Below are 21,061 nucleotides of genomic sequence, written 5' to 3' on the forward strand. Positions count from 1 at the left end.
TTATCAACTGACGACCCGCAGCGCCTTACCGCTGTAGAACGCCTGGGTGTTTTCGACCAGTTGGCCGACGATTCGCTGCCGCGCTTCGCGGCTGCCCCAGGCGTTGTGCGGGGTGACGATCAGGCGCGGGATGTCGGCGGCCAGCAGCGGATTGCCGTGAGTCGGCGGCTCGACGCTCAATACATCGGTGGCCGCGCCGCCCAGATGACCGCTGCGCAAGGCGTCGGCCAGGGCCTGTTCGTCAATCAGCCCGCCACGGGCGGTGTTGACCACGAACGCGCCGGGTTTCATCGAGGCGAGTTCGCGGGCGCCGATGAAATGTCGAGTGTGTTCGTTGAGCGGGCAGTGCAGGGTGAGGGCGTCGATCTGTGGCAACAGATCCTCCAGCGGCAGACGATCCGGGCGGGACGGGCGTCCTGGAATCTGCCCCAGCAGCACGCGCATGCCGAAGGCTTCGGCCAGTCGTGCGACCGCGCCGCCGAGTTCGCCGTGCCCGAGCAGGCCAAGGGTTTTGCCTTCCAGTTCGACAATCGGGTAATCCAGCAGGCAGAACTGTTTCGCCTGCTGCCAGCGACCTTCGCCGACGGCTTTTTGATAATCGGCCAGACGCGTGGCGAGATTGAGCAGCAGCATGATCGTGTGTTGCGCCACTGACGGCGTGCCGTAACCCTGACAGTTGCACACGGTGATGCCGTGGGCGCGGGCGGCGGACAGATCGACGTTGTTGGTGCCGGTGGCGGTGATCAGGATCAGCTTCAACTGTGGGTTGGCGGCCATGGCGGCGGCGTCGATCAGGATCTTGTTGCTGATCGCCACGGTCGCCCCTTGCAGGCGCTCGCTCACTTGCGCAGGCAGCGTCTGGGCGAACAGTTGCAGATCGCCGAAGCAGTCACGCAAAGGGCTCAGATCGAGATCGCCAAGATCCAGCGACGGGTGATCGAGGAATACGGCGCGGTGGGCGTTCGTCATCAACTGTACCTGTTGTGCTTTGAAGGGAAGGCGTAATCTGCCGAGCCTACCAGATGAAACAACTCGTTACGCTTGGCCGAAAGGAGCCCCCATGTACTGGACCGAATTCTTGACCGTTGCCCTGATTCACCTGCTGGCCGTCGCCAGCCCCGGTCCTGATTTCGCCGTGGTGGTGCGCGAAAGCGTGACCCATGGTCGACGTGCCGGAACCTGGACCGCGCTGGGCGTGGGCACGGCGATTTTCCTGCACGTCGGTTATTCGCTGTTGGGGATCGGCCTGATCGTTTCCCAATCGATCGTGCTGTTCAACGCCCTGAAGTGGGCGGCGGCCGCTTACCTGCTGTACATCGGCTTCAAGGCCCTGCGCGCGCAACCGGCGAAAACCGTGACCGATGATCTGCATAAAGAGGCCGGTGAGCGCACCGCACGTGGCGCCTTCACCTCGGGCTTCGTGACCAACGGCCTGAACCCGAAAGCCACGCTGTTCTTCCTGTCGCTGTTCACCGTGGTGATCAACCCGCACACCCCGCTGACCGTCCAGGCCGGTTACGGCATTTATCTCGCCGTTGCGACCGCCACCTGGTTCTGCCTGGTAGCCATGCTGTTCAGCCAGCAGCGCGTGCGCGCCGGTTTCGCCCGCATGGGCCACTGGTTCGACCGCACCATGGGCGCTGTACTGATCGCGATTGGCGTGAAACTCGCGTTCACCGAGATGCATTGATCGAGCGAAGCTGATTCAGGGCGTTGAGGTACTCCCGGGGATTGTCCCCGAGCAAACGGCGAAACATCGCGCTGAACGCCCGCGCGCTGCCGTAACCCAGATCCCGCGCCACGCTCTGCACGCTGTCCCCGGCGAGCAGGCGGGGCAGGGCTTCCATCAGACGCAGTTGCTGGCGCCAGGCATTGAAATTCATCTTCAGTTGTTGCTGGAACAGCCGCGCCAACGTGCGTGAGCTGGCGCCGACCTGCTGCGCCCAGTCTTCCAAAGTGTTGGGATGATCCGGCGTACGCAACAGCGCCAGGCAAATGCCTTGCAGGCGCCGGTCAGTGGGCATCGGGATGTGCAGCGGCAGATTTTCGAGGCTGGCGAGTTCCTCCAGCATCAGTTGCTGGATCAGCGGATTGTCGGCATGCGGCGGGCCCTGCACCGCACGCAGGATCAGTTCGCGCAGCAATGGCGTGACCGCCAGCACACAGCAGTTTCGCAGGCTGGCCGGCGCCAGTTCGGGGGCGATGAACAGTGAACGCATCTGCACATCGCCGGACATGAAAATCTCGTGGGCGACTTCGGGCGGAATCCACACCGCGCGACTCGGCGGAAGTACCCAGGCACCTTGCGCCGTCACCACCCGCATCACCCCGCTCACGGCGTAGAGCAATTGCGCCTCGCGGTGCAGGTGCAGCGGCTGGTGCGAGCCGTCCAGATAGTCCCGGGGATAGGCACTGACCGGTCCGTGTTCGAAATGGCTGATCAACATGTCGGATTCGATGACTTGGTTGGCAGGAATGCGCTTTCCGGCCAACTTAGCATGAGCGCTCACTACAACGTAAAGCGTGCCGTCATGAACCAGTCCAGAAACGTCATTCGCTACATCAACGCCGCCCATGTGATCGATCACATGTTCATGCTGATTTTCCCCGCCGCCGTGCTTGGCATGACCCAGGCCTTCGCCCTCGACTATGCCGCGCTGATCGGCCTGTCGCTGGGTGGCTTCATCGCGTTCGGCGCGTGTTCGCTACCGGCCGGCTGGCTGGGCGATCACTGGAGTCGGCGGCAGATGATGCTGGTGTTTTTCTTCGGCATCGGTGCCTCGGCGATTTTCACCGGCTTCAGTAACAGCCCGACGATGCTGGTCATCGGCCTGACCCTGATCGGCATTTTCGCCGCGATCTATCACCCGGTCGGCACGGCGATGCTGGTGGCCTATGCGCAGAATCGCGGGCGCGAGATCGGTATCAACGGCATGTGGGGCAACCTCGGTGTGGCGTTCTCCGCGCTGATTACCGGACTGCTGGTGGCGCAGTTCGGCTGGCGCTCGGCGTTTCTGATCCCGGGAGCGGTGGCGATCGTGCTGGGGATCGGTTTTGCCTTGCAGGTGCGCGAGGAGCCGATTCCCAAGCGCCCGCACACCGCGCTCAAAGGCGCAGGCGGCCAGCGCATTTCGATGGTCATGGTATTCGGCGTGTTGGCTCTGGCCACGGCCACCGGCGGGGTGGTGTTCAACGCCACCACCATGACCTACCCAAAACTGTTTCAGGACCGCTTGCATGACCTGTTCGCCTCGCCGCAAACCCTCGGTGTGGTGGTCAGTCTGGCCTATGCCTTCGGTGCGATTGCCCAGTTGAGCATCGGCCGGGTGTTGCACCGCGTCAGCCTGAAGTGGCCGTTTATCGCGCTGACGTTGTGCCAGGCGCCGTTGCTGTTTGCGTTGGCGTACGTCGACGGATGGGCGGTGATCGCCGTTGGTGCCGCGTTCATGTTCGTGGTGTTCGGCCAGGTGACGGTGAACGATTCGATGGTCGCCAACTTCGTGGCGCCGCAATGGCAGTCGCGGGTGTTTGCCTTGCGTTACTGTTTATCGTTCGGTGCCAGTGCGACGGCGATTCCGCTGATTTCTTATGTCGAACCGCGCCACGGTTTTGTGGGGCTTTATCTGATTCTGGCGGGTTTTGGCGCTTTGACTTTCCTCGCTGCGGTGGTTTTCCCACGCACACCTTCTGAAGCGGCCGTAGGGCAAACGGCCTAAGCGGTGACGAATACCGGAAAATGCTGGCGCAAAGCTAGCATTTGTACGGCTCTGCAAATCATTCCTTTGGCTGATTTGGCTGACGTATAAGGGTTCTAGAGTACGAAACTCCAAAGCCAACACCGTGCAGTCAGAAAAGGGATTCTTATGTTGCAGACTCGCGTTATTCCGCCCGCCGAAGGGGCGTACCAGTATCCACTGCTGATCAAACGGCTGCTGATGTCGGGCGCCCGTTACGAGAAAACCCGCGAGATCATCTACCGTGACCAGCTGCGCTACAGCTACCCGACCCTGATCGAGCGGGTCGCGCGGCTGGCCAACGTGCTGACGGCGGCCGGCGTGAAGGCCGGTGACACCGTGGCGGTGATGGACTGGGACAGCCATCGCTACCTGGAGTGCATGTTTGCGATTCCGATGATCGGCGCGGTGATTCACACCATCAACGTGCGCCTTTCGCCGGAACAGATTCTCTACACCATGAACCACGCCGAGGACCGCTTCGTGCTGGTCAACAGCGAGTTCGTCGGGCTGTACCAGGCCATCGCGCCGCACCTGACCACGGTGGAGAAAACCCTGCTGCTGACCGATCTGCCGGAAAAAACTGCCGATCTGCCGAATCTGGTCGGCGAGTACGAGCAACTGCTGGCGGCCGCGAGTCCGCAGTACGACTTCCAGGATTTCGACGAAAACTCGGTCGCCACTACGTTCTACACCACGGGCACCACTGGCAACCCGAAAGGCGTGTATTTCACCCATCGGCAACTGGTGCTGCACACCATGGGCGTGTCGACCATCATGGGCGCCATCGACAGCGTGCGGCTGCTGGGCACCAACGACGTGTACATGCCGATCACCCCGATGTTTCACGTGCATGCGTGGGGTCTGCCGTATGTGGCGACCATGCTTGGGCTCAAGCAGGTTTATCCGGGGCGTTACGACCCGGAATTCCTGGTCGAGCTGTGGCGCAAGGAAAAGGTCACGTTCTCCCACTGTGTGCCGACCATCCTGCAGATGGTGCTCAACGCCAAGGGCGCGCAAGGCACCGATTTTGGCGGCTGGAAAATCGTCATCGGCGGCAGTGCGCTCAATCGCACGCTGTATGAAACGGCCAAGAGCAAGGGCATTCAACTGACGGCCGCGTATGGCATGTCGGAAACCGGGCCACTGGTTTCGTGCGCGCATCTGAACGATGAATTGATGGCAGGCACCGAAGACGAACGCACCACCTACCGGATCAAGGCCGGCGTGCCGGGGCCATTGGTCGAAGCGGCGATCGTCGACACCGAGGGCAATTTCCTCCCGGCCGACGGCGAGACCCAGGGCGAACTGGTGCTGCGCGCACCGTGGCTGACCGAGGGTTATTTCAACGAGCCGCAGAAGGGCGCCGAGCTGTGGGCCGGCGGCTGGCTGCACACCGGCGACGTCGCCACGCTGGACAGCATGGGCGTGATCGACATCCGCGACCGGATCAAGGACGTGATCAAGACCGGCGGCGAGTGGATCTCTTCGCTGGACCTCGAAGACCTGATCAGCCGTCACGTCGCGGTACGTGAAGTAGCAGTGGTGGGCATCGCCGATCCACAGTGGGGCGAGCGCCCGTTTGCCTTGCTGGTGGTCCGTGAAGGGCACGCCATCGGGGCGCGCGAGCTCAAGGAACACCTCAAGCCGTTCGTTGAACTGGGGCACTTGAGCAAGTGGGCCATCCCGAGCCAGATCGCGCTTGTTACTGAAATTCCCAAGACCAGTGTCGGCAAGCTCGACAAGAAGCGCATCCGCCTCGACATCACCGAATGGCAGGCCAACAACAGCACCTTCCTCTCGACGCTCTGAGCGTCCTCTGGCGCGCCGAAAACGGCGCGCCAGACCCACCAAGCAAGCGCTTGGCTTGTGAAATCCGAATTTTCAGCCATCCTTGCCGTGCCGACATGTGTCGGACTGGCGAAAGGACTGTTCCAGAGTGGTCGGCAGCTGCAAATCACACTTTAGAGGGATCAAGCAGTACCACCTGCTGGCTATAGTCCGCTCAAGGATTTTTAAGAACGGGGCACACGCACAAACGGGGCGATGCAACATTGAAGCGATTTCGGGAAGCCTCTGGCGCCCGGTCCTTCAGGCGTTTTTAAAAGTACTCACTGCCATAACAATAATGCACATGGAGTAGCGTCGATGACCTCAGTAAACCAGTTCTGGCGCCGGGCAAAGCTGCCTCTGGCCGTCAGTCTTGCTTCTTCGCTCGCCGGGCCCGCATTCGGCGTCAGTTTCAACGTCGGTGAAATCGAAGGCCAGTTCGACTCCTCCCTGTCGATCGGTGCCAGCTGGTCCACCCAGAGCCCGAACAAGAACCTCATCGGCGTCAACAACGGCGGTCACGGTCTGTCCCAGACTTCCGACGACGGCCACGCCAACTTCAAGAGCGGCGAAACCTTCTCGAAGATCTTCAAGGGCATCCATGACCTTGAACTGAAATACGGCGACACCGGCGTGTTCGTCCGTGGCAAGTACTGGTACGACTTCGAACTGAAGGACGAGAGCCGCGAGTTCAAGGACATCAGCGACAACAACCGCAAGGAAGGCGCCAAGTCCGCCGGCGGTCAGATCCTCGACGCCTTCGTCTACCACAACTACTCGATCGCCGATCAGCCAGGCTCCGTGCGTCTGGGCAAACAGGTGGTGAGCTGGGGTGAAAGTACCTTCATCGGCGGCGGCATCAACTCGATCAACCCGATCGACGTGTCCGCGTTCCGTCGTCCGGGCGCCGAGATTAAGGAAGGCCTGATCCCGGTCAACATGTTCTACGTGTCCCAGAGCCTGACCGAAAACCTGTCCGCCGAAGCGTTCTACCAGCTTGAGTGGGACCAGACCGTCGTCGACAACTGCGGCACTTTCTTCTCCCAGCCGGACATCATTGCCGACGGTTGCGACAGCAACCTGCGGGTGCTGAACAAGCGTTCGACCATTCCTGCCATCGCCCTGGGCCCACTGGCTGCCAACGGTGTCGACATCAACCAGGAAGGCGTACTGGTGCGTCGCGGCGGCGATCGCGATGCACGGGACAGCGGCCAGTGGGGCGCGTCCTTCAAATACATGTTCGACCCACTCGACACCGAGTTCGGCGCGTACTTCATGAACTACCACAGCCGTGCGCCGATCTTCAGCGCTACGGGGGCGCCACAGTCGGTCTACAACACCGCCAGGGGATTGCCGGGGCCGTTCGCTGCGCTTGCACCACTGCTGGTGGCCGGCAATTCGGAGTACTTCGTTGAATACCCTGAAGACATTCGCCTGTATGGCCTGAGCTTCTCCACCACCCTGCCTACCGGTACCGCGTGGAGCGGTGAGATCAGCTACCGTCCGAACGCGCCGGTGCAACTGAACTCCACCGACATCCTGTTCGCCGGTGTGCGTCCGCTGGGCGGCGCATTGAGCAACGCATCGCTGCTGACCGGTGTGCCGGGCCAGGACCTGCACGGCTACCGCCGCAAGGAAATCACCCAGTTCCAGACCACCCTGACGCACTTCTTCGATCAGGTCATGGGCGCCAGCCGTCTGACCCTGGTGGGCGAAGTGGGCGTGACTCACGTCGGCGGCCTGGAAAGCACCTCCGACGTCCGTTACGGCCGTGATCCGGTCTACGGTCCGGGCGAGTTGCCGGCCACGGGCGGTGCCAACACCTGCGCCAACATCCTCAACGCCAGCACCATCAACGGTGCGGGGCCCGGCTCGCCGCAGAACAACCGTAGCCGCAACTGCACCGACGAAGGCTTTACCACTTCGACTTCGTGGGGTTATCGCGGTCGCGCCATCTGGGAATACAACGACGTGTTCGCCGGCGTGAACCTCAAGCCGAACGTGGCCTGGTCCCACGACGTCAGCGGTTACTCGCCAGGCCCTGGCGGCAACTTCGAGGAAGGTCGCAAGGCGGTGAGCCTGGGCGTCGATGCCGAGTACCAGAACACCTACACCGCGAGCCTGGCCTACACCAACTTCTTCGACGGCAAGTACACCACCGTGGATGACCGCGACTTCGTGGCGCTCAGCTTCGGCGTGAACTTCTAAGCACTGCATTTTCAGGACGAACGAATTTATGAAAATAACAAAAAGTCTGTTCCACGCCGGTGTTCTGGGCCTGTCGCTGCTGGCGACCGGTGTCATGGCGGCGGTGCCCGCCGCCGAAGCGGACAAGCTGGGCAAGAGCCTGACCCCGATGGGCGCCGAAATGGCCGGTAACGCCGACGGCTCGATCCCGGCCTGGAAACCGATGCCGAAAAATGCCGGCACCGCTGACAGCAAAGGCTTCCTGTCCGACCCGTACGCCAGCGAAAAACCGCTGTTCACTATTACCAAACAGAACGTCGATCAGTACAAGGCCAAGCTCGCGCCGGGTCAGTACGCGATGTTCCAGCGTTACCCTGAAACCTTCAAGATGCCGGTCTATCCGTCCCATCGCGGTGCCACCGTGCCGGATGCGGTGTTCGCCGCCATCAAGAAAAACGCCACCACCACTAATCTGGTGCAAGGCGGTAACGGCCTGGAAAACTTCGATACCGCCGTGCCGTTCCCGATTCCGAAAACCGGTGTGGAAGTCATCTGGAACCACATCACCCGCTATCGCGGCGGCAGCGTGACCCGTCTGGTGACCCAGGCCACGCCGCAACCGAACGGCTCGTTCAGCCTGGTGTACTTCCAGGATCAGTTCGTGTTCCGTGACCGGATGAAGGATTACGATCCGGCGAACCCGGGCAACATCCTGTTCTACTTCAAGCAGAAAGTGACCGCGCCGGCACGTCTGGCCGGTGGTGTGCTGCTGGTGCACGAAACCCTCGACCAAGTGAAGGAGCCGCGTTCGGCGTGGGTCTACAACGCCGGTCAGCGTCGTGTACGTCGCGCACCGCAAGTGTCCTATGACGGCCCGGGTACCGCGGCGGATGGTCTGCGGACTTCCGACAACCTGGACATGTTCAACGGCGCACCGGATCGCTACGACTGGAAACTGGTCGGCAAACAAGAGATGTACATCGCCTCCGACAGCTACAAGCTCGACGATCCGAAGCTCAAGTACGCCGACATCATCAAGGCCGGGCACATCAACCAGGATCTGGCGCGCTATGAGCTGCGCCGCGTCTGGCACGTGACCGCGACCCTGAAGGAAGGCCAGCGTCACATCTACGCCAAGCGTGACTTCTTCATCGACGAAGACACCTGGCAAGCGGCCGTGATCGATCACTACGACGGTCGCAACCAGCTGTGGCGCGTTGCGGAAGCTCACGCCCAGGACTACTACAACGTTCAGGTGCCGTGGTACACCCTGGAAACTCTCTACGATCTGCAGTCCGGCCGTTATCTGGCACTGGGCATGAAGAACGAAGAAAGCCGGGCCTATGACTTTGGTTTCACCGCCACCATCAGCGACTTCTCGCCGGCCGCCCTGCGCCAGGACGGTATTCGCTAAGCTGCTGTAAAACGAGGCCGCATCCTCGTGAAACGCCCCGACAGGTTCGGGGCGTTTTTTTGTCTGTCGCTTTTTCCGTAGCCTTTTTGTAGCCATTTGTAGCAACGACCTTCATAACCGTTCCGTTTAAGGCTAGTCTGCGGGCATCTGCTACGCCGCCAACAGCCCTACAAACAAGAGCCGGCCATGACTGATCTGTCCCCACTTCCGGGCCCTGCAAGCGTTGCCGTCGCGGCACTGGACGGACGTTTTTTCCGTCCGCCGCTACCCGACGGCTACGTGCTGCGACCCCGTTTGTGCGAGCGCCTGAGCGCCGGGCTCGGAGGGCGATTGTTGCTCGTCAGCGCCCCGGCCGGGTTCGGCAAGAGTTCGCTGGCGGTGGAGTTCTGTCAGAGTCTGCCGGCGCACTGGCAAAGCCTGTGGCTGGGGCTGAGCCCTCGGGACAACGATCCGGGGCGGTTTCTCGAGCGACTGCTCGAAGGTCTGCAGGATTACTTTCCGCAACTGGGCAGTCGGGCGCTCGGGCTGCTGAAAATGCGCCAGCGTCACCAGCCTTTTGCATTCGAAGAATGGCTCGATGGCCTGCTGGATGAATTGGCGCTGCATCTGCAACCGACGGCACCGCTGCTGTTGGTACTGGATGATTACCACCTCGCTCAAGGGCCGGTACTTGACCGCTGCCTGCAATTTTTCCTCAATCATTTACCCGACGGTCTGGTGGTCATGGTCACCAGCCGGCAGCGCCCGGACTGGCACCTGGCCCGTCTGCGCCTGTCGCGCCAGTTGCTGGAACTGCACGAACAGGACCTGCGACTGACCCACGATGAAGCCCTCGCACTGCTCGATCGTCACAGCAGTTCCCTGCGCGGCGAGGCGCTGGAAAACCTGATCCAGCGCAGCGAAGGCTGGGTGGCCGGGCTGCGTTTCTGGCTGCTGGCGATTGCTGAAGCCGGCACCGAATCGGCCCTGCCGCAAGCGTTGAATGGCGGGGAAGGGCTGATCCGCGAATATCTGCTGGAAGAAGTCATCGATTGCCTGCCCGCCGAGGTGCAGGCGTTTCTTTATGACACCGCACCGCAGGAGCGCTTTTGCAGCGAACTGTGCGATGCGGTGCGCGAAGCCCATGACAGCGCGGAAATCCTGCGTTTCCTGCTGGCGCATCAGGTGTTCCTGGTGCCGCTGGACGAGCACGGGCACTGGTATCGTTATCACCACCTGTTTTCCGACCTGTTGCGCAGCCGGCCCATTGCCCGGGCGCTGGTCCCCGCCGCGACGCTGCATCTGCGCGCCTGCCGCTGGTTCAATGCCCAGGGCCTGCTGGATGAAGCTGTGGAGCAGGCGTTGCGCGCAGGTCACCTGGACGTCGCGGCCAATCTGGTACAGAACCTGTCCGAGGAACAACTGCTGGCCGAGCAGAACGTCGGCATGCTGCTGCGCTGGAAAATGGACCTGCCCGACAGCCTGCTGATCAGCACGCCGCGCCTGATCGTGTTGTACAGCTGGGCGCTGGGCCTGGCCTGTCAGCTCGACGCGGCCGAAGAACTGGCCAGCCATTTGAGCCGGTTTCTGCCGGCGCCTTCGGCCACCGCACAGAAGTCGATGTTGGCCCAATGGCTGGCGCTCAAGGGCATCATCGCCCGCGGGCGGGGCCATCGCGAGCAGACCATCGAATATTGCAGCGAGGCACTGGAAAGCCTGCCGGCCAAACGCTACGGCCAACGCCTGATGTGCCTGTCGACCCTGTCCAACCTGGCGATCGCCGACGGTGATCTGTGGCGCGCACGGGGCCTGAACCGCGAGTCGCTTGAACTGGCGCAGCGGGTCGGCAATCCCTTGTTCGAGGCGCTGGCGCATTACGATCGTGCCCGTGTCCTGCAGGCCCGCGGCGAAATCCTGCGCGCGCTCGATGAAGTGCGCCAGGGGCTGGAGCGCTTGCGCGGATTGTCCGCACAGCGTTTGTACGCCGTGCGTGCGCGCCTGACGCTGTATGAGGGTTTTCTGCTGGCCATGCGATTGCAGCCGCAGGCGGCAAGGGTGCGATTGCAGGCGGGCTTGACGGAAGCGCGGGCCTGTCGTGACATCAGTGTGTTGATCGGCCACTGTGTGATTGCACGACTCGATGGCAGCAGCGGCGATTTTGCCAAGGCCTTCGCCGAGCTGGCCGAAGCCGAACGTCTGATGCACATCTGGGACGTTCCGCCGATCTACTATCTGGCGATGATCACTTTGGTCAAATGTGAGCTGTGGCTGGCTCAGGGGCGTATCGATCTGGCCGAAGCCTGGCTGGCGCGACTGGGCCAGACCTACACCGGTGAGCGTGCGGCGGCACCGCCGGAATTTCATCCGCAACTGCCCTTGCACGTCGAACTGCAACAGGCGTTGCTGGACGTCATCCAGGGACAACCGATGCTCGCCGAAGGGCGGTTGAACGTGTTGCTGGAGAACGGCCAGCAAACCGGGCGGCAACTGCTCAGCGTGATGGCATTGACGCAGAAAGTGGCGCTGCTGTTGGCGGGTGGGCGCGAGCCTGAAGCGCGCAAGGCGTTAGGTCAGGCGCTGGAAGCCGCGGCCGGCGGCGTCCTGCAGCCCTTTGATGTGCTGGTCAAGGAGCATGCGGATTGGTTGCGCGGGCAACTGTCACTGACTGCGCCGACAGTCGTCGGTCAGCAATTGCTCGAGCAATTCCCCCAGGTCCAGACTCGCCCCACCGTGGAATCTACCGCTACCGAACAGCTCAGCAGCCGCGAACTGGCGGTGCTGCGTCTGATCGCTCAGGGCTGTTCGAATCAGGAAATCAGTGATCAGCTATTCATCTCGCTGCACACCGTGAAAACCCACGCCAGTCATATCAACAGCAAGCTGGGTGTGGAGCGGCGCACGCAAGCGGTGGCGCGGGCCAAAGAGTTGGGGGTGTTGAACTGATTCTGCTGTTTTGCGCTGTGTCGGCATCCTGCGAGCCAACAACGTAAAATGGCGGAAATCAGCCTCTGCGCATTGTCTTCAATGTCTGTTCAGGATCTCCCATGACCGCTGCAAATCCCGCGCTCATCCGCGAAACCTTCCCCGTCGGCCCGCTCCAGTGCAACTGCACGATCATCGGCGATCCGATCACCAAAAAAGCCATCGTCGTCGATCCGGGTGGCAACCCTGACCTGATCATGGCCCGGCTCGATGCCCTCGGTCTGAAAGTGGTCAGCATCATCCACACCCATGCGCACCTCGATCACTTCCTGGCTTCCGGGCAAATGAAGGAAAAGACCGGCGCCACCTTGCATCTGCACAAGGAGGATCAGTTCCTGTGGGACAACCTCGAGATGCAATGCCAGATGTTCGGCGTGCCTTACACCCCGGTTCCCTCACCGGATCGCTGGTTGAGCGACGATGAAGAGCTGGCCTGCGGCTGTGGCGTGGCGTTGCACACGCCGGGGCATACGCCAGGTTCCATGAGCTTCTGGTTTTCCGAGGCTAAGCTGTTGATTGCCGGCGACACGTTGTTTCGTCGCGGAGTAGGGCGCACGGATTTGTGGGGCGGCGATCAGGCGACCATCGTGCGATCGATCAAGCAGCGGCTGTACACCCTGGATGAAGACGCGACCGTTGTGGCCGGGCATGGTCCGGATACGCGTCTGGGGGATGAAATGCGCGAGAACCCGTTTGTGCGTGCCTAAACATTTTGTCACGGGTGCCCGGCGGAATTTTTGTGCATTGTCATGATCCAACGCCCGCACGGGCCAGTTGCCAATGGCCGCTGCACCACAGAATGCAAAATGTAGGAGCACTCCATGTTCACCACGCGTCGTTTGATTATTGTCGCTACTGCCGTGGCCGTCTTGTCCGGCTGCGCCTCGCCCAATCCGTATGACAATCAGGGTCAGGCCGACGGTGGCTCCCAGGGCATGAGCAAAACCGCCAAGTACGGTGGCCTCGGTGCGCTGGCCGGCGCGCTGGCCGGTGCCGCCATCGATCACAACAACCGCGGCAAGGGTGCGCTGATCGGCGCAGCCGTCGTTGGTGCCTCGGCCGCCGGTTACGGCTACTACGCCGACCAGCAGGAGAAAAAACTGCGCGCCAGCATGGCCAACACCGGGGTTGAAGTGCAGCGTCAGGGCGACCAGATCAAGCTGATCATGCCGGGCAACATCACTTTCGCCACCGATTCGGCGAACATCGCTTCCAGCTTCTATCAGCCGCTGAACAATCTGGCTAACTCGCTCAAAGAGTTCAACCAGAACCAGATCGAAATCGTTGGCTACACCGACAGCACCGGCAGCCGTCAGCACAACATGGACCTGTCCCAGCGTCGTGCGCAGAGCGTGGCGACCTACCTGACTTCGCAAGGCGTCAGCGGTGCCAACCTGAGCGCCCGCGGTGCCGGCCCGGATAATCCGATCGCCAGCAACGGTGACGTCAACGGCCGGGCGCAGAACCGCCGCGTCGAGGTCAACCTCAAGGCGATCCCGGGCCAGCAGTACGGTGGTCAGCAGCAGCCGGGCACTGTTCAGCAGTACCCGTAACCGTCAGGTACAAAAAAGCCCCCGGACAAGTGATTGTCCGGGGGCTTTTTGTTGGCGCGAAGGCTGATTACTTCTTCAGGCCGTAATGCTCGTCGAGCATGCCCGGCGAGTTCGGGGTCTTCGGCGCGTAGTCACGCGGCGGTTCCTGATCCCGTGGTGGCGTCAGGCGTTCCCGTGGGGCCTGTGCCGCGTCGGCGTGCAGCGAGGCGAGCAAGCGTTGACGGGTCTGCTCGTCCAGGGCCAGACGGTTGGCACCCTCGGCGAGGTGGTCCTGCACTTCCTGATAGCTCTGGGTCAGTTTCTTGACCAGATTGGCGGTGCTGTTGAAGTGGGTCACCACTTCGTTCTGATAACTGTCGAAACGTTCCTGAATATCATCCAGTTGACGCTGCGTGCGGCTGGGCGCGGCGTTCGGCGCAACGCGAGCGATCAGGAAACCAATGGCGACACCCACAACCAGGGCAAGAGTCGGTAACAACCAAACTAAGAGCGAGTGTTCCACGAGTCCTTCCTCTATAAACGGCTTTGCTTTACGTTAACGGCTCGAACCTGCGCTGTATACCGCGATTCACTCGCAATAGACTGGCACAGACAATTTGCTAGACGAGTCGACCCGATTCGAGGTCACGGAGTTCCTTCCTTGCTGATGCGTGAAACCCCTGTAGTGATTGATGGCCCGGTGGGGCAACTTGAGTCTTTGTATCTGGACAACGAGCAGCCCCGCGGCATCGCGCTGATCTGCCACCCGAACCCGGTGCAGGGTGGCACCATGCTCAACAAGGTCGTCTCGACCCTGCAGCGCACCGCGCGCGACGCGGGCCTGATCACCTTGCGCTTCAACTACCGCGGCGTCGGTGCCAGCGAAGGCAGCCACGACATGGGCACCGGTGAAGTCGACGACGCCCAGGCCGCTGCCGCCTGGCTGCTGGAAAAACACCCGGATCTGCCGCTGACCCTGTTCGGTTTCTCCTTCGGTGGATTTGTTGCCGCAAGTCTCGGCGGCCGTCTCGAAGCCCAAGGCATCACGCTCAAGCACCTGTTCATGGTCGCGCCGGCGGTGATGCGCCTGGGCGATCAGGATCAACTGCCGCAGCAGGGCGAGCTGACCGTGATCCAGCCGGAAACCGACGAAGTGATCGAGCCGCAGCTGGTCTACGACTGGTCTGACAAACTCCAGCGCCCCCATGAGCTGCTGAAAGTGGCAGAATGCGGACACTTTTTTCATGGCAAGCTGACCGATCTCAAGGATCTGATCCTGCCGCGTCTCTCGAATTGATTGCAGTCTGACAAGCGATTACCCATGACGAACCGTACCCGCATCCTCACCGGCATCACCACCACCGGCACCCCGCACCTGGGCAACTACGCCGGCGCCATCCGCCCGGCGATTCTCGCCAGCCGCGACAGCAATGCCGACTCGTTCTACTTCCTGGCCGACTATCACGCCCTGATCAAGTGCGATGACCCGCTGCGCATCCAGCGCTCGCGTCTGGAAATCGCCGCGACCTGGCTGGCCGGTGGCCTGGATGTGGATCGCGTAACGTTCTACCGTCAGTCCGACATCCCGGAAATCCCCGAGCTGACCTGGCTGCTGACCTGCGTTGCCGCTAAGGGCCTGCTCAACCGCGCCCACGCCTACAAGGCTTCGGTGGACAAGAACGTCGAGACCGGCGAAGACCCGGATGCCGGCATCACCATGGGCCTGTACAGCTATCCGGTGCTGATGGCGGCGGACATTCTGATGTTCAACGCGCACAAGGTGCCGGTCGGTCGCGACCAGATTCAGCACGTGGAAATGGCCCGCGATATCGGCCAGCGTTTCAACCATCTGTTCGGCCAGGGCAAGGAGTTCTTCACCATGCCCGAAGCGCTGATCGAGGAGAGCGTGGCCACCTTGCCGGGCCTGGACGGTCGCAAGATGTCCAAGAGCTACGACAACACCATTCCGCTGTTCTCCAGCGCCAAGGAAATGAAGGACGCGATTTCGCGCATCGTTACCGACTCCCGCGCGCCGGGCGAAGCGAAAGATCCGGACAATTCGCACCTGTTCACCCTGTTCCAGGCCTTCTCCACGCCGACGCAGGCCGACGAATTCCGCAGCGAATTGCTGGGCGGTCTGGGTTGGGGCGAGGCGAAGAACCGTCTGTTCCAGTTGCTCGACAACGAGCTGGGCGAGTCCCGCGAGCGTTATCACCAGTTGATCGAGCGTCCGGCAGATCTGGAAGACATCCTGCAACACGGCGCCAAAAAGGCCCGTGCGGTGGCGACGCCGTTCCTCAACGAGTTGCGCGAAGCAGTCGGCCTGCGTTCCTTCGTCAATCAGGTTCAGGTGGCCGCGACCACCAAGAAGAAAGCCGCGAAAGCCGCGCGTTTCGTCAGCTTCCGTGAAGACGACGGCAGCTTCCGTTTCCGTCTGCTGGCGGCCGACGGCGAGCAACTGCTGCTGTCGCGTAACTTCGCCGACGGTAAAACCGCCGGTCAGGTGACCAAGCAGCTGCAATCGGGTCAGGCGCTGGATGTGCGCAGCGAAGACCTGAGCTTCAGCGTCTGGCTGGAAGGCGAGTGCGTCGGCGACAGCCCGGCGTTCGCCGACGTGGCTGCGCGAGATGCGGCCGTCGAGGCCTTGCGGATCGCTCTGACACCGGTTCAGGAATAATCAACGGGCCGGCCCGACCAAGGGCCGATTGCCATTCCCACGGGCCATCGCTACAGTGACGGCCCGTTTTTGTTGCCTTGCTAACGAATTATGACGCCCCTAGAACGATATCAAGCTGATCTGAAACGCCCGGACTTCTTCCATGATGCGGCGCAGGAAACTGCCGTGCGTCATCTGCAACGCCTGTACGACGATCTGATCGCGGCCGAGCAGAACAAGCCGGGTTTGCTGGGCAAGCTGTTTGGCAAAAAGGATCAGACGCCGGTCAAGGGCCTGTATTTCTGGGGCGGCGTGGGTCGCGGCAAGACTTACCTGGTGGACACCTTCTTCGAAGCGCTGCCATTCAAGGAAAAGACCCGTACTCACTTCCACCGCTTCATGAAGCGTGTGCACGAAGAGATGAAGACCCTCGGCGGCGAGAAAAACCCGCTGACCATCATCGCCAAGCGTTTCGCGACGGAATCGCGGGTCATCTGCTTCGATGAATTCTTCGTTTCCGACATCACCGACGCCATGATCCTCGGCACGCTGATGGAAGAGTTGTTCAAGAACGGCGTGACCCTGGTCGCCACGTCGAACATCGTGCCGGACGGCCTGTACAAGGACGGCCTGCAACGCGCGCGCTTCCTGCCGGCCATCGCGCTGATCAAGCAGAACACCGAGATCGTCAACGTCGACAGCGGCGTCGACTACCGTCTGCGCCACCTCGAACAAGCGGAACTGTTCCACTTCCCGCTCGACGAAGCCGCTCACGAAAGCCTGCGCAAGAGCTTCCGCGCGCTGACGCCGGAGTGCACGGCGGCGGTGGAAAACGATGTGTTGATCATCGAAAACCGCGAAATCCGTGCCCTGCGTACTTGCGATGACGTGGCCTGGTTCGACTTCCGCGAACTGTGCGACGGCCCGCGCAGCCAGAACGACTACATCGAGCTGGGCAAGATCTTCCACGCCGTGCTGCTCAGTGGCGTGGAGCAGATGAGCGTCACCACCGACGACATCGCCCGCCGTTTCATCAACATGGTCGACGAGTTCTACGATCGTAACGTCAAGCTGATCATTTCTGCCGAAGTCGAGTTGAAAGACCTGTACACCGGCGGACGCCTGACGTTCGAATTCCAGCGTACCCTCAGCCGTTTGCTGGAGATGCAATCCCACGAATTCCTGTCCCGGGCACACAAGCCTTAAGCGGATTCGGCAAACAAAAAGGGCCTGCAGATGCAGGCCCTTTTTTGTGTCTGGTCGAATCGTCAGGCAGCTTGCTGGAACTGCTGCCGGTACTGGTTCGGCGACAGTTCGGTGTGCTGGCGGAACAGCCGTGCGAAGAAGCTCGCATCGTCGTAGCCGACTTCGTAGCTGATGGTCTTGATGCTCTTGCGACTGCCGGAGAGCAAGCCCTTGGCGGTCTCGATGCGCAGCCGTTGCAGGTAGTGCAGCGGTTTGTCGCCGGTGGCGGTCTGGAAGCGGCGCATGAAGTTGCGGATGCTCATGCCGTGCTCGCGGGCCACGTCCTCGAAGCGGAACTTGTCGGCGAAATGCTCTTCGAGCCAGTGCTGGATCTGCAGGATGATCACGTCCTGGTGCAGTTTCTGGCCGCCGAAACCGATGCGTCCCGGGGCGTAGCTTCGCTGCACTTCATAGAGAATATCGCGGGCCACCGCCTGGGCCACATTGGCGCCGCAGAAGCGCTCGATCAGGTAAATGTAGAGATCGCAGGCGGAAGTGGTGCCGCCAGCGCAATACAGGTTGTCGGCGTCGGTCAGGTGCTTGTCCTGATTGAGATAGACCTGCGGGAAGCGCTCGGCGAAGGCATTGAAGAAGCGCCAGTAGGTGGTCGCTTCCTTGCCGTTGAGCAACCCGGCCTCGGCCAGCCAGAACACCCCGGTGGCCTCACCACAAAGCACGGCGCCCCGGGCATGCTGTTCGCGCAGCCACGGCAGGATCTGTGGATAACGTTGGCACAGCGTATCGAAATCGTCCCAGAACGCCGGGAGGATGATGACGTCGGCGTTTTCCAGGCCGCCGTCCACCGGCATGACCACGTCACTGAAGCTGTTCACCGGTTTGCCATCGGGGCTGACCAGCCGGGTTTCGAACGCCGGAGTCAGGCCGTGGCCCAGTTGTTTGCCGTAACGCAGGCTGGCCAGATGGAAGAAATCCTTGGCTTGCATGAGGGTGGAAGCGAAAACCCGGTCGATCGCCAGGATGCTGACGCGCCGCAAGGGCGTGGAGACTTGCTTGGACATAATTCAACTTTTGTTTTTATAAGGGAAAGTGGTCACCAGACGGCTGGATCGTCTTATTTTTTGTCGGATGTGTCCAGTGTCCTGTATCGGAAGCGCGGCTTAGTCTCTGAAGGTCTGATCCCTCCAACAATAAAGAAAAGGTGATGCATGATTCCCAGAACCCTGTTCAGCTCCGAGCACGAATTGTTCCGCGACAGCGTACGAACATTCCTCGAAAAAGAGGCCGTGCCGTTCCATGGGCAATGGGAAAAACAAGGCTACATCGACCGCAAACTGTGGAACAAGGCGGGGGAGGCGGGGATGCTTTGCTCACACCTGCCGGAGGAGTACGGCGGGTTGGGGGCGGACTTTCTCTACAGCGCGGTCGTGATCGAAGAAGTCGGGCGGCTGGGTCTGACCGGCATCGGTTTCTCGCTGCATTCGGACATCGTCGCGCCGTACATCCTGCATTACGGCAGCGAGGCGCTGAAGCAGAAGTACCTGCCGAAGCTGGTGTCCGGCGAGATGGTCACCGCGATCGCCATGACCGAACCGGGTGCCGGTTCCGACCTGCAAGGGGTCAAGACCACGGCGGTGCTGGATGGCGACGAATATGTGATCAACGGTTCGAAAACCTTTATCACCAATGGCTTCCTGGCGGATCTGGTGATCGTCGTCGCCAAGACCGATCCCAAGGCCGGCGCCAAGGGCACCAGCCTGTTTCTGGTGGAGGCGAACACCCCGGGCTTCGACAAAGGCAAGCGCCTGGAGAAGGTCGGAATGAAGGCTCAGGACACGTCGGAATTGTTCTTCCAGGACGTGCGCGTGCCGAAAGAAAACCTGCTGGGTCAGGCCGGGGCAGGGTTTGCCTATCTGATGCAGGAGCTGCCGCAGGAACGTCTGACCGTGGCGATTGGTGGTCTGGCTTCAGCCGAGGCGGCGCTGCAATGGACGCTGGATTACACCCGTGACCGCAAGGCGTTCGGCAAGTCGATTGCCGACTTCCAGAATACCCGTTTCAAACTGGCGGAAATGGCCACCGAGATTCAGATCGGCCGGGTGTTCGTCGACCGCTGCCTGGAGTTGCATCTGCAAGGCAAACTCGACGTGCCGACGGCAGCGATGGCCAAGTATTGGGGTACCGACCTGCAATGCAAGGTGCTCGACGAGTGCGTGCAGCTGCATGGCGGCTACGGTTTCATGTGGGAATACCCGGTGGCGCGAGCCTGGGCGGATGCGCGGGTGCAGCGGATCTATGCCGGGACCAATGAAATCATGAAAGAGATCATTGCCCGGTCACTGTAATGCAGCGTGATCGTTCCCGCGCAGACGGTTCGACGCCTCGACGTGGGAACGATCATCGTCTTGGATCAAGGCGCCGGGTTCGGATGATCCTTGTGAATCGCTTCGATCCCTTCCAGCACTTCCCTCGACAGTTTCAGCTCGTAGCTGGCGATGTTGCTGTCCAGTTGCTCCAGCGTCGTCGCCCCGATGATGTTGCTGGTGACGAACGGTTGCTGGTTCACAAAGGCCAGGGCCATTTGTGCCGGATCCAGACCGTGTTCACGGGCCAGTGCCACGTAACGGCTGCATGCCGCTTCCGATTGCGGGTTGAAATAGCGGCTGAAGCGGCTGTAGAGGCTCAGGCGGCCTTTCGGCGGGCGCGCCCCGCCTTCGTACTTGCCCGACAGGAAACCGAACGCCAGCGGCGAATAGGCGAGCAGACCGCATTGTTCACGGATGGCGATTTCCGCCAGGCCGATCTCGAAGCTGCGGTTGAGCAGGTTGTACGGGTTCTGGATCGACACGGCGCGCGGCCAGCCACGGGCTTCGGCCAGGGCGAGAAAACGCATGGTGCCCCACGGGGTCTCGTTGGACAGGCCGATGTGGCGGATCTTGCCGGCCTTCACTTGCTCATCGAGCGCTTCAAGGGTGTCTTCGAGCGGCGTCAGGTTGGCTTCGGTCTGGTGCTTGTAGCCCAGTTGTCCGAAAAAGTTGGTGCTGCGCTCCGGCCAGTGCAATTGATACAGATCGATGTAGTCGGTCTGCAGGCGCTTGAGGCTGGCGTCCACGGCTTCGGTGATGTGCTGGCGGTTGTGGCGCAGATTCTTGTCGCGGATGTAGTCGATGGTGTTGCCGGGGCCGGCGATCTTGCTGGCGAGGATCCAGTCGGCGCGGTCGCCGCGGCTCTTGAAATAATTGCCGATGTAGCGCTCGGTGGTGGCGTAGGTTTCGGCTTTCGGTGGCACCGGGTACATCTCGGCGGTGTCGAGGAAATTGATCCCGGCCTCTTTTGCCCGTTCGATCTGGGCGAAGGCTTCAGCTTCAGTGTTTTGCTCGCCCCAGGTCATGGTGCCGAGGCAGATTGCACTCACGTTCAGGTCGGTACGGCCTAGCTGGCGATAGTCCATCGGGTGCTCCTTGGGCAAAACAAGCATAAAAGCAGGTTGAAATTTTTTTCGCAATCTGCATAATTGCCGACCTCTTTCTGCAGTGGAAGTGAT

The 21,061-nt window shown here is 61.3% G+C and carries 17 protein-coding genes; 12 read left to right on the top strand and 5 right to left on the bottom strand.

Annotated elements, in window-relative coordinates:
* Window positions 1-3: 3 nt before the first annotated feature.
* Window positions 4-969 carry a 2-hydroxyacid dehydrogenase gene (locus tag M5G18_RS28225; RefSeq protein WP_273898694.1) on the bottom strand — a complete coding sequence of 322 codons (966 nt, stop codon included), beginning with the start codon at window positions 967-969 and terminating at the stop codon, window positions 4-6.
* A 91-nt stretch (window positions 970-1,060) separates the two neighbouring features.
* Between M5G18_RS28225 and M5G18_RS28230 the strand changes: the two genes are divergently transcribed.
* A complete protein-coding gene (locus tag M5G18_RS28230) occupies window positions 1,061-1,690 on the top strand; it encodes a LysE family translocator (RefSeq protein ID WP_007956831.1) in 630 nt (209 codons plus the stop codon).
* Here M5G18_RS28230 and M5G18_RS28235 read toward each other — a convergent pair.
* Window positions 1,674-2,447: an AraC family transcriptional regulator gene (locus M5G18_RS28235; protein ID WP_273898697.1), complete on the bottom strand. Its 774-nt coding sequence runs from the start codon at window positions 2,445-2,447 to the stop codon at window positions 1,674-1,676. The genes M5G18_RS28230 and M5G18_RS28235 overlap by 17 nt on opposite strands.
* A gap of 84 nt (window positions 2,448-2,531) precedes the next feature.
* On the opposite strand from M5G18_RS28235, the gene M5G18_RS28240 reads away from it, so the two are divergent.
* The 7 genes from M5G18_RS28240 to M5G18_RS28270 all read left to right on the top strand — a co-directional run bounded on the left by M5G18_RS28240 (window position 2,532) and on the right by M5G18_RS28270 (window position 13,679).
* Window positions 2,532-3,716: an MFS transporter gene (locus M5G18_RS28240; RefSeq protein WP_273898699.1), complete on the top strand. Its 1,185-nt coding sequence runs from the start codon at window positions 2,532-2,534 to the stop codon at window positions 3,714-3,716.
* Window positions 3,717-3,863: 147 nt separating this feature from the next.
* On the top strand, window positions 3,864-5,546 hold the full coding sequence (locus M5G18_RS28245) for a fatty acid--CoA ligase (protein ID WP_085606947.1): 1,683 nt from the start codon (window positions 3,864-3,866) through the stop codon (window positions 5,544-5,546).
* Between the two features lie 336 nt (window positions 5,547-5,882).
* Entirely contained in the window at window positions 5,883-7,772 is a 1,890-nt protein-coding gene (locus tag M5G18_RS28250) for a DUF1302 domain-containing protein (protein WP_273898702.1), read from the top strand.
* Window positions 7,773-7,800: 28 nt separating this feature from the next.
* The gene (locus M5G18_RS28255; RefSeq protein WP_273898703.1) at window positions 7,801-9,165 is read left to right on the top strand and encodes a DUF1329 domain-containing protein; all 1,365 of its coding nucleotides are present in this window, start codon (window positions 7,801-7,803) and stop codon (window positions 9,163-9,165) included.
* A 186-nt stretch (window positions 9,166-9,351) separates the two neighbouring features.
* Entirely contained in the window at window positions 9,352-12,087 is a 2,736-nt protein-coding gene (locus M5G18_RS28260; protein ID WP_273898705.1) for a winged helix-turn-helix domain-containing protein, read from the top strand.
* 101 nt (window positions 12,088-12,188) lie between these two features.
* The gene (locus tag M5G18_RS28265) at window positions 12,189-12,833 is read left to right on the top strand and encodes an MBL fold metallo-hydrolase (protein WP_085745362.1); all 645 of its coding nucleotides are present in this window, start codon (window positions 12,189-12,191) and stop codon (window positions 12,831-12,833) included.
* Window positions 12,834-12,947: 114 nt separating this feature from the next.
* On the top strand, window positions 12,948-13,679 hold the full coding sequence (locus M5G18_RS28270; protein ID WP_007956806.1) for a YiaD family glycine zipper/OmpA-like lipoprotein: 732 nt from the start codon (window positions 12,948-12,950) through the stop codon (window positions 13,677-13,679).
* Between the two features lie 67 nt (window positions 13,680-13,746).
* Here M5G18_RS28270 and M5G18_RS28275 read toward each other — a convergent pair whose 3' ends face one another.
* Entirely contained in the window at window positions 13,747-14,181 is a 435-nt protein-coding gene (locus tag M5G18_RS28275; protein ID WP_007956803.1) for a Z-ring associated ZapG family protein, read from the bottom strand.
* A gap of 144 nt (window positions 14,182-14,325) precedes the next feature.
* Between M5G18_RS28275 and M5G18_RS28280 the strand changes: the two genes are divergently transcribed.
* The 3 genes from M5G18_RS28280 (at window position 14,326) to zapE (ending at window position 17,520) form a co-directional block, all read left to right on the top strand.
* On the top strand, window positions 14,326-14,955 hold the full coding sequence (locus M5G18_RS28280) for an alpha/beta hydrolase (protein WP_273898795.1): 630 nt from the start codon (window positions 14,326-14,328) through the stop codon (window positions 14,953-14,955).
* 24 nt (window positions 14,956-14,979) lie between these two features.
* Entirely contained in the window at window positions 14,980-16,335 is a 1,356-nt protein-coding gene (locus tag M5G18_RS28285; protein ID WP_102621239.1) for a tryptophan--tRNA ligase, read from the top strand.
* A 90-nt stretch (window positions 16,336-16,425) separates the two neighbouring features.
* Window positions 16,426-17,520 carry a cell division protein ZapE gene (zapE, locus tag M5G18_RS28290; RefSeq protein WP_085606932.1) on the top strand — a complete coding sequence of 365 codons (1,095 nt, stop codon included), beginning with the start codon at window positions 16,426-16,428 and terminating at the stop codon, window positions 17,518-17,520.
* Between the two features lie 62 nt (window positions 17,521-17,582).
* Here the strand turns inward: zapE and M5G18_RS28295 are convergent, their stop codons facing one another.
* A complete protein-coding gene (locus M5G18_RS28295; protein ID WP_170929381.1) occupies window positions 17,583-18,479 on the bottom strand; it encodes a GlxA family transcriptional regulator in 897 nt (298 codons plus the stop codon).
* 246 nt (window positions 18,480-18,725) lie between these two features.
* On the opposite strand from M5G18_RS28295, the gene M5G18_RS28300 reads away from it, so the two are divergent.
* The gene (locus tag M5G18_RS28300; RefSeq protein ID WP_207983896.1) at window positions 18,726-19,862 is read left to right on the top strand and encodes an acyl-CoA dehydrogenase family protein; all 1,137 of its coding nucleotides are present in this window, start codon (window positions 18,726-18,728) and stop codon (window positions 19,860-19,862) included.
* A 65-nt stretch (window positions 19,863-19,927) separates the two neighbouring features.
* Here the strand turns inward: M5G18_RS28300 and M5G18_RS28305 are convergent, their stop codons facing one another.
* A complete protein-coding gene (locus tag M5G18_RS28305) occupies window positions 19,928-20,968 on the bottom strand; it encodes an NADP(H)-dependent aldo-keto reductase (protein ID WP_085606928.1) in 1,041 nt (346 codons plus the stop codon).
* Window positions 20,969-21,061 lie beyond the last annotated feature (93 nt).

This window comes from Pseudomonas aphyarum (genome assembly GCF_028657055.1).
Classification (GTDB): Bacteria; Pseudomonadota; Gammaproteobacteria; order Pseudomonadales; family Pseudomonadaceae; genus Aquipseudomonas; species Aquipseudomonas aphyarum.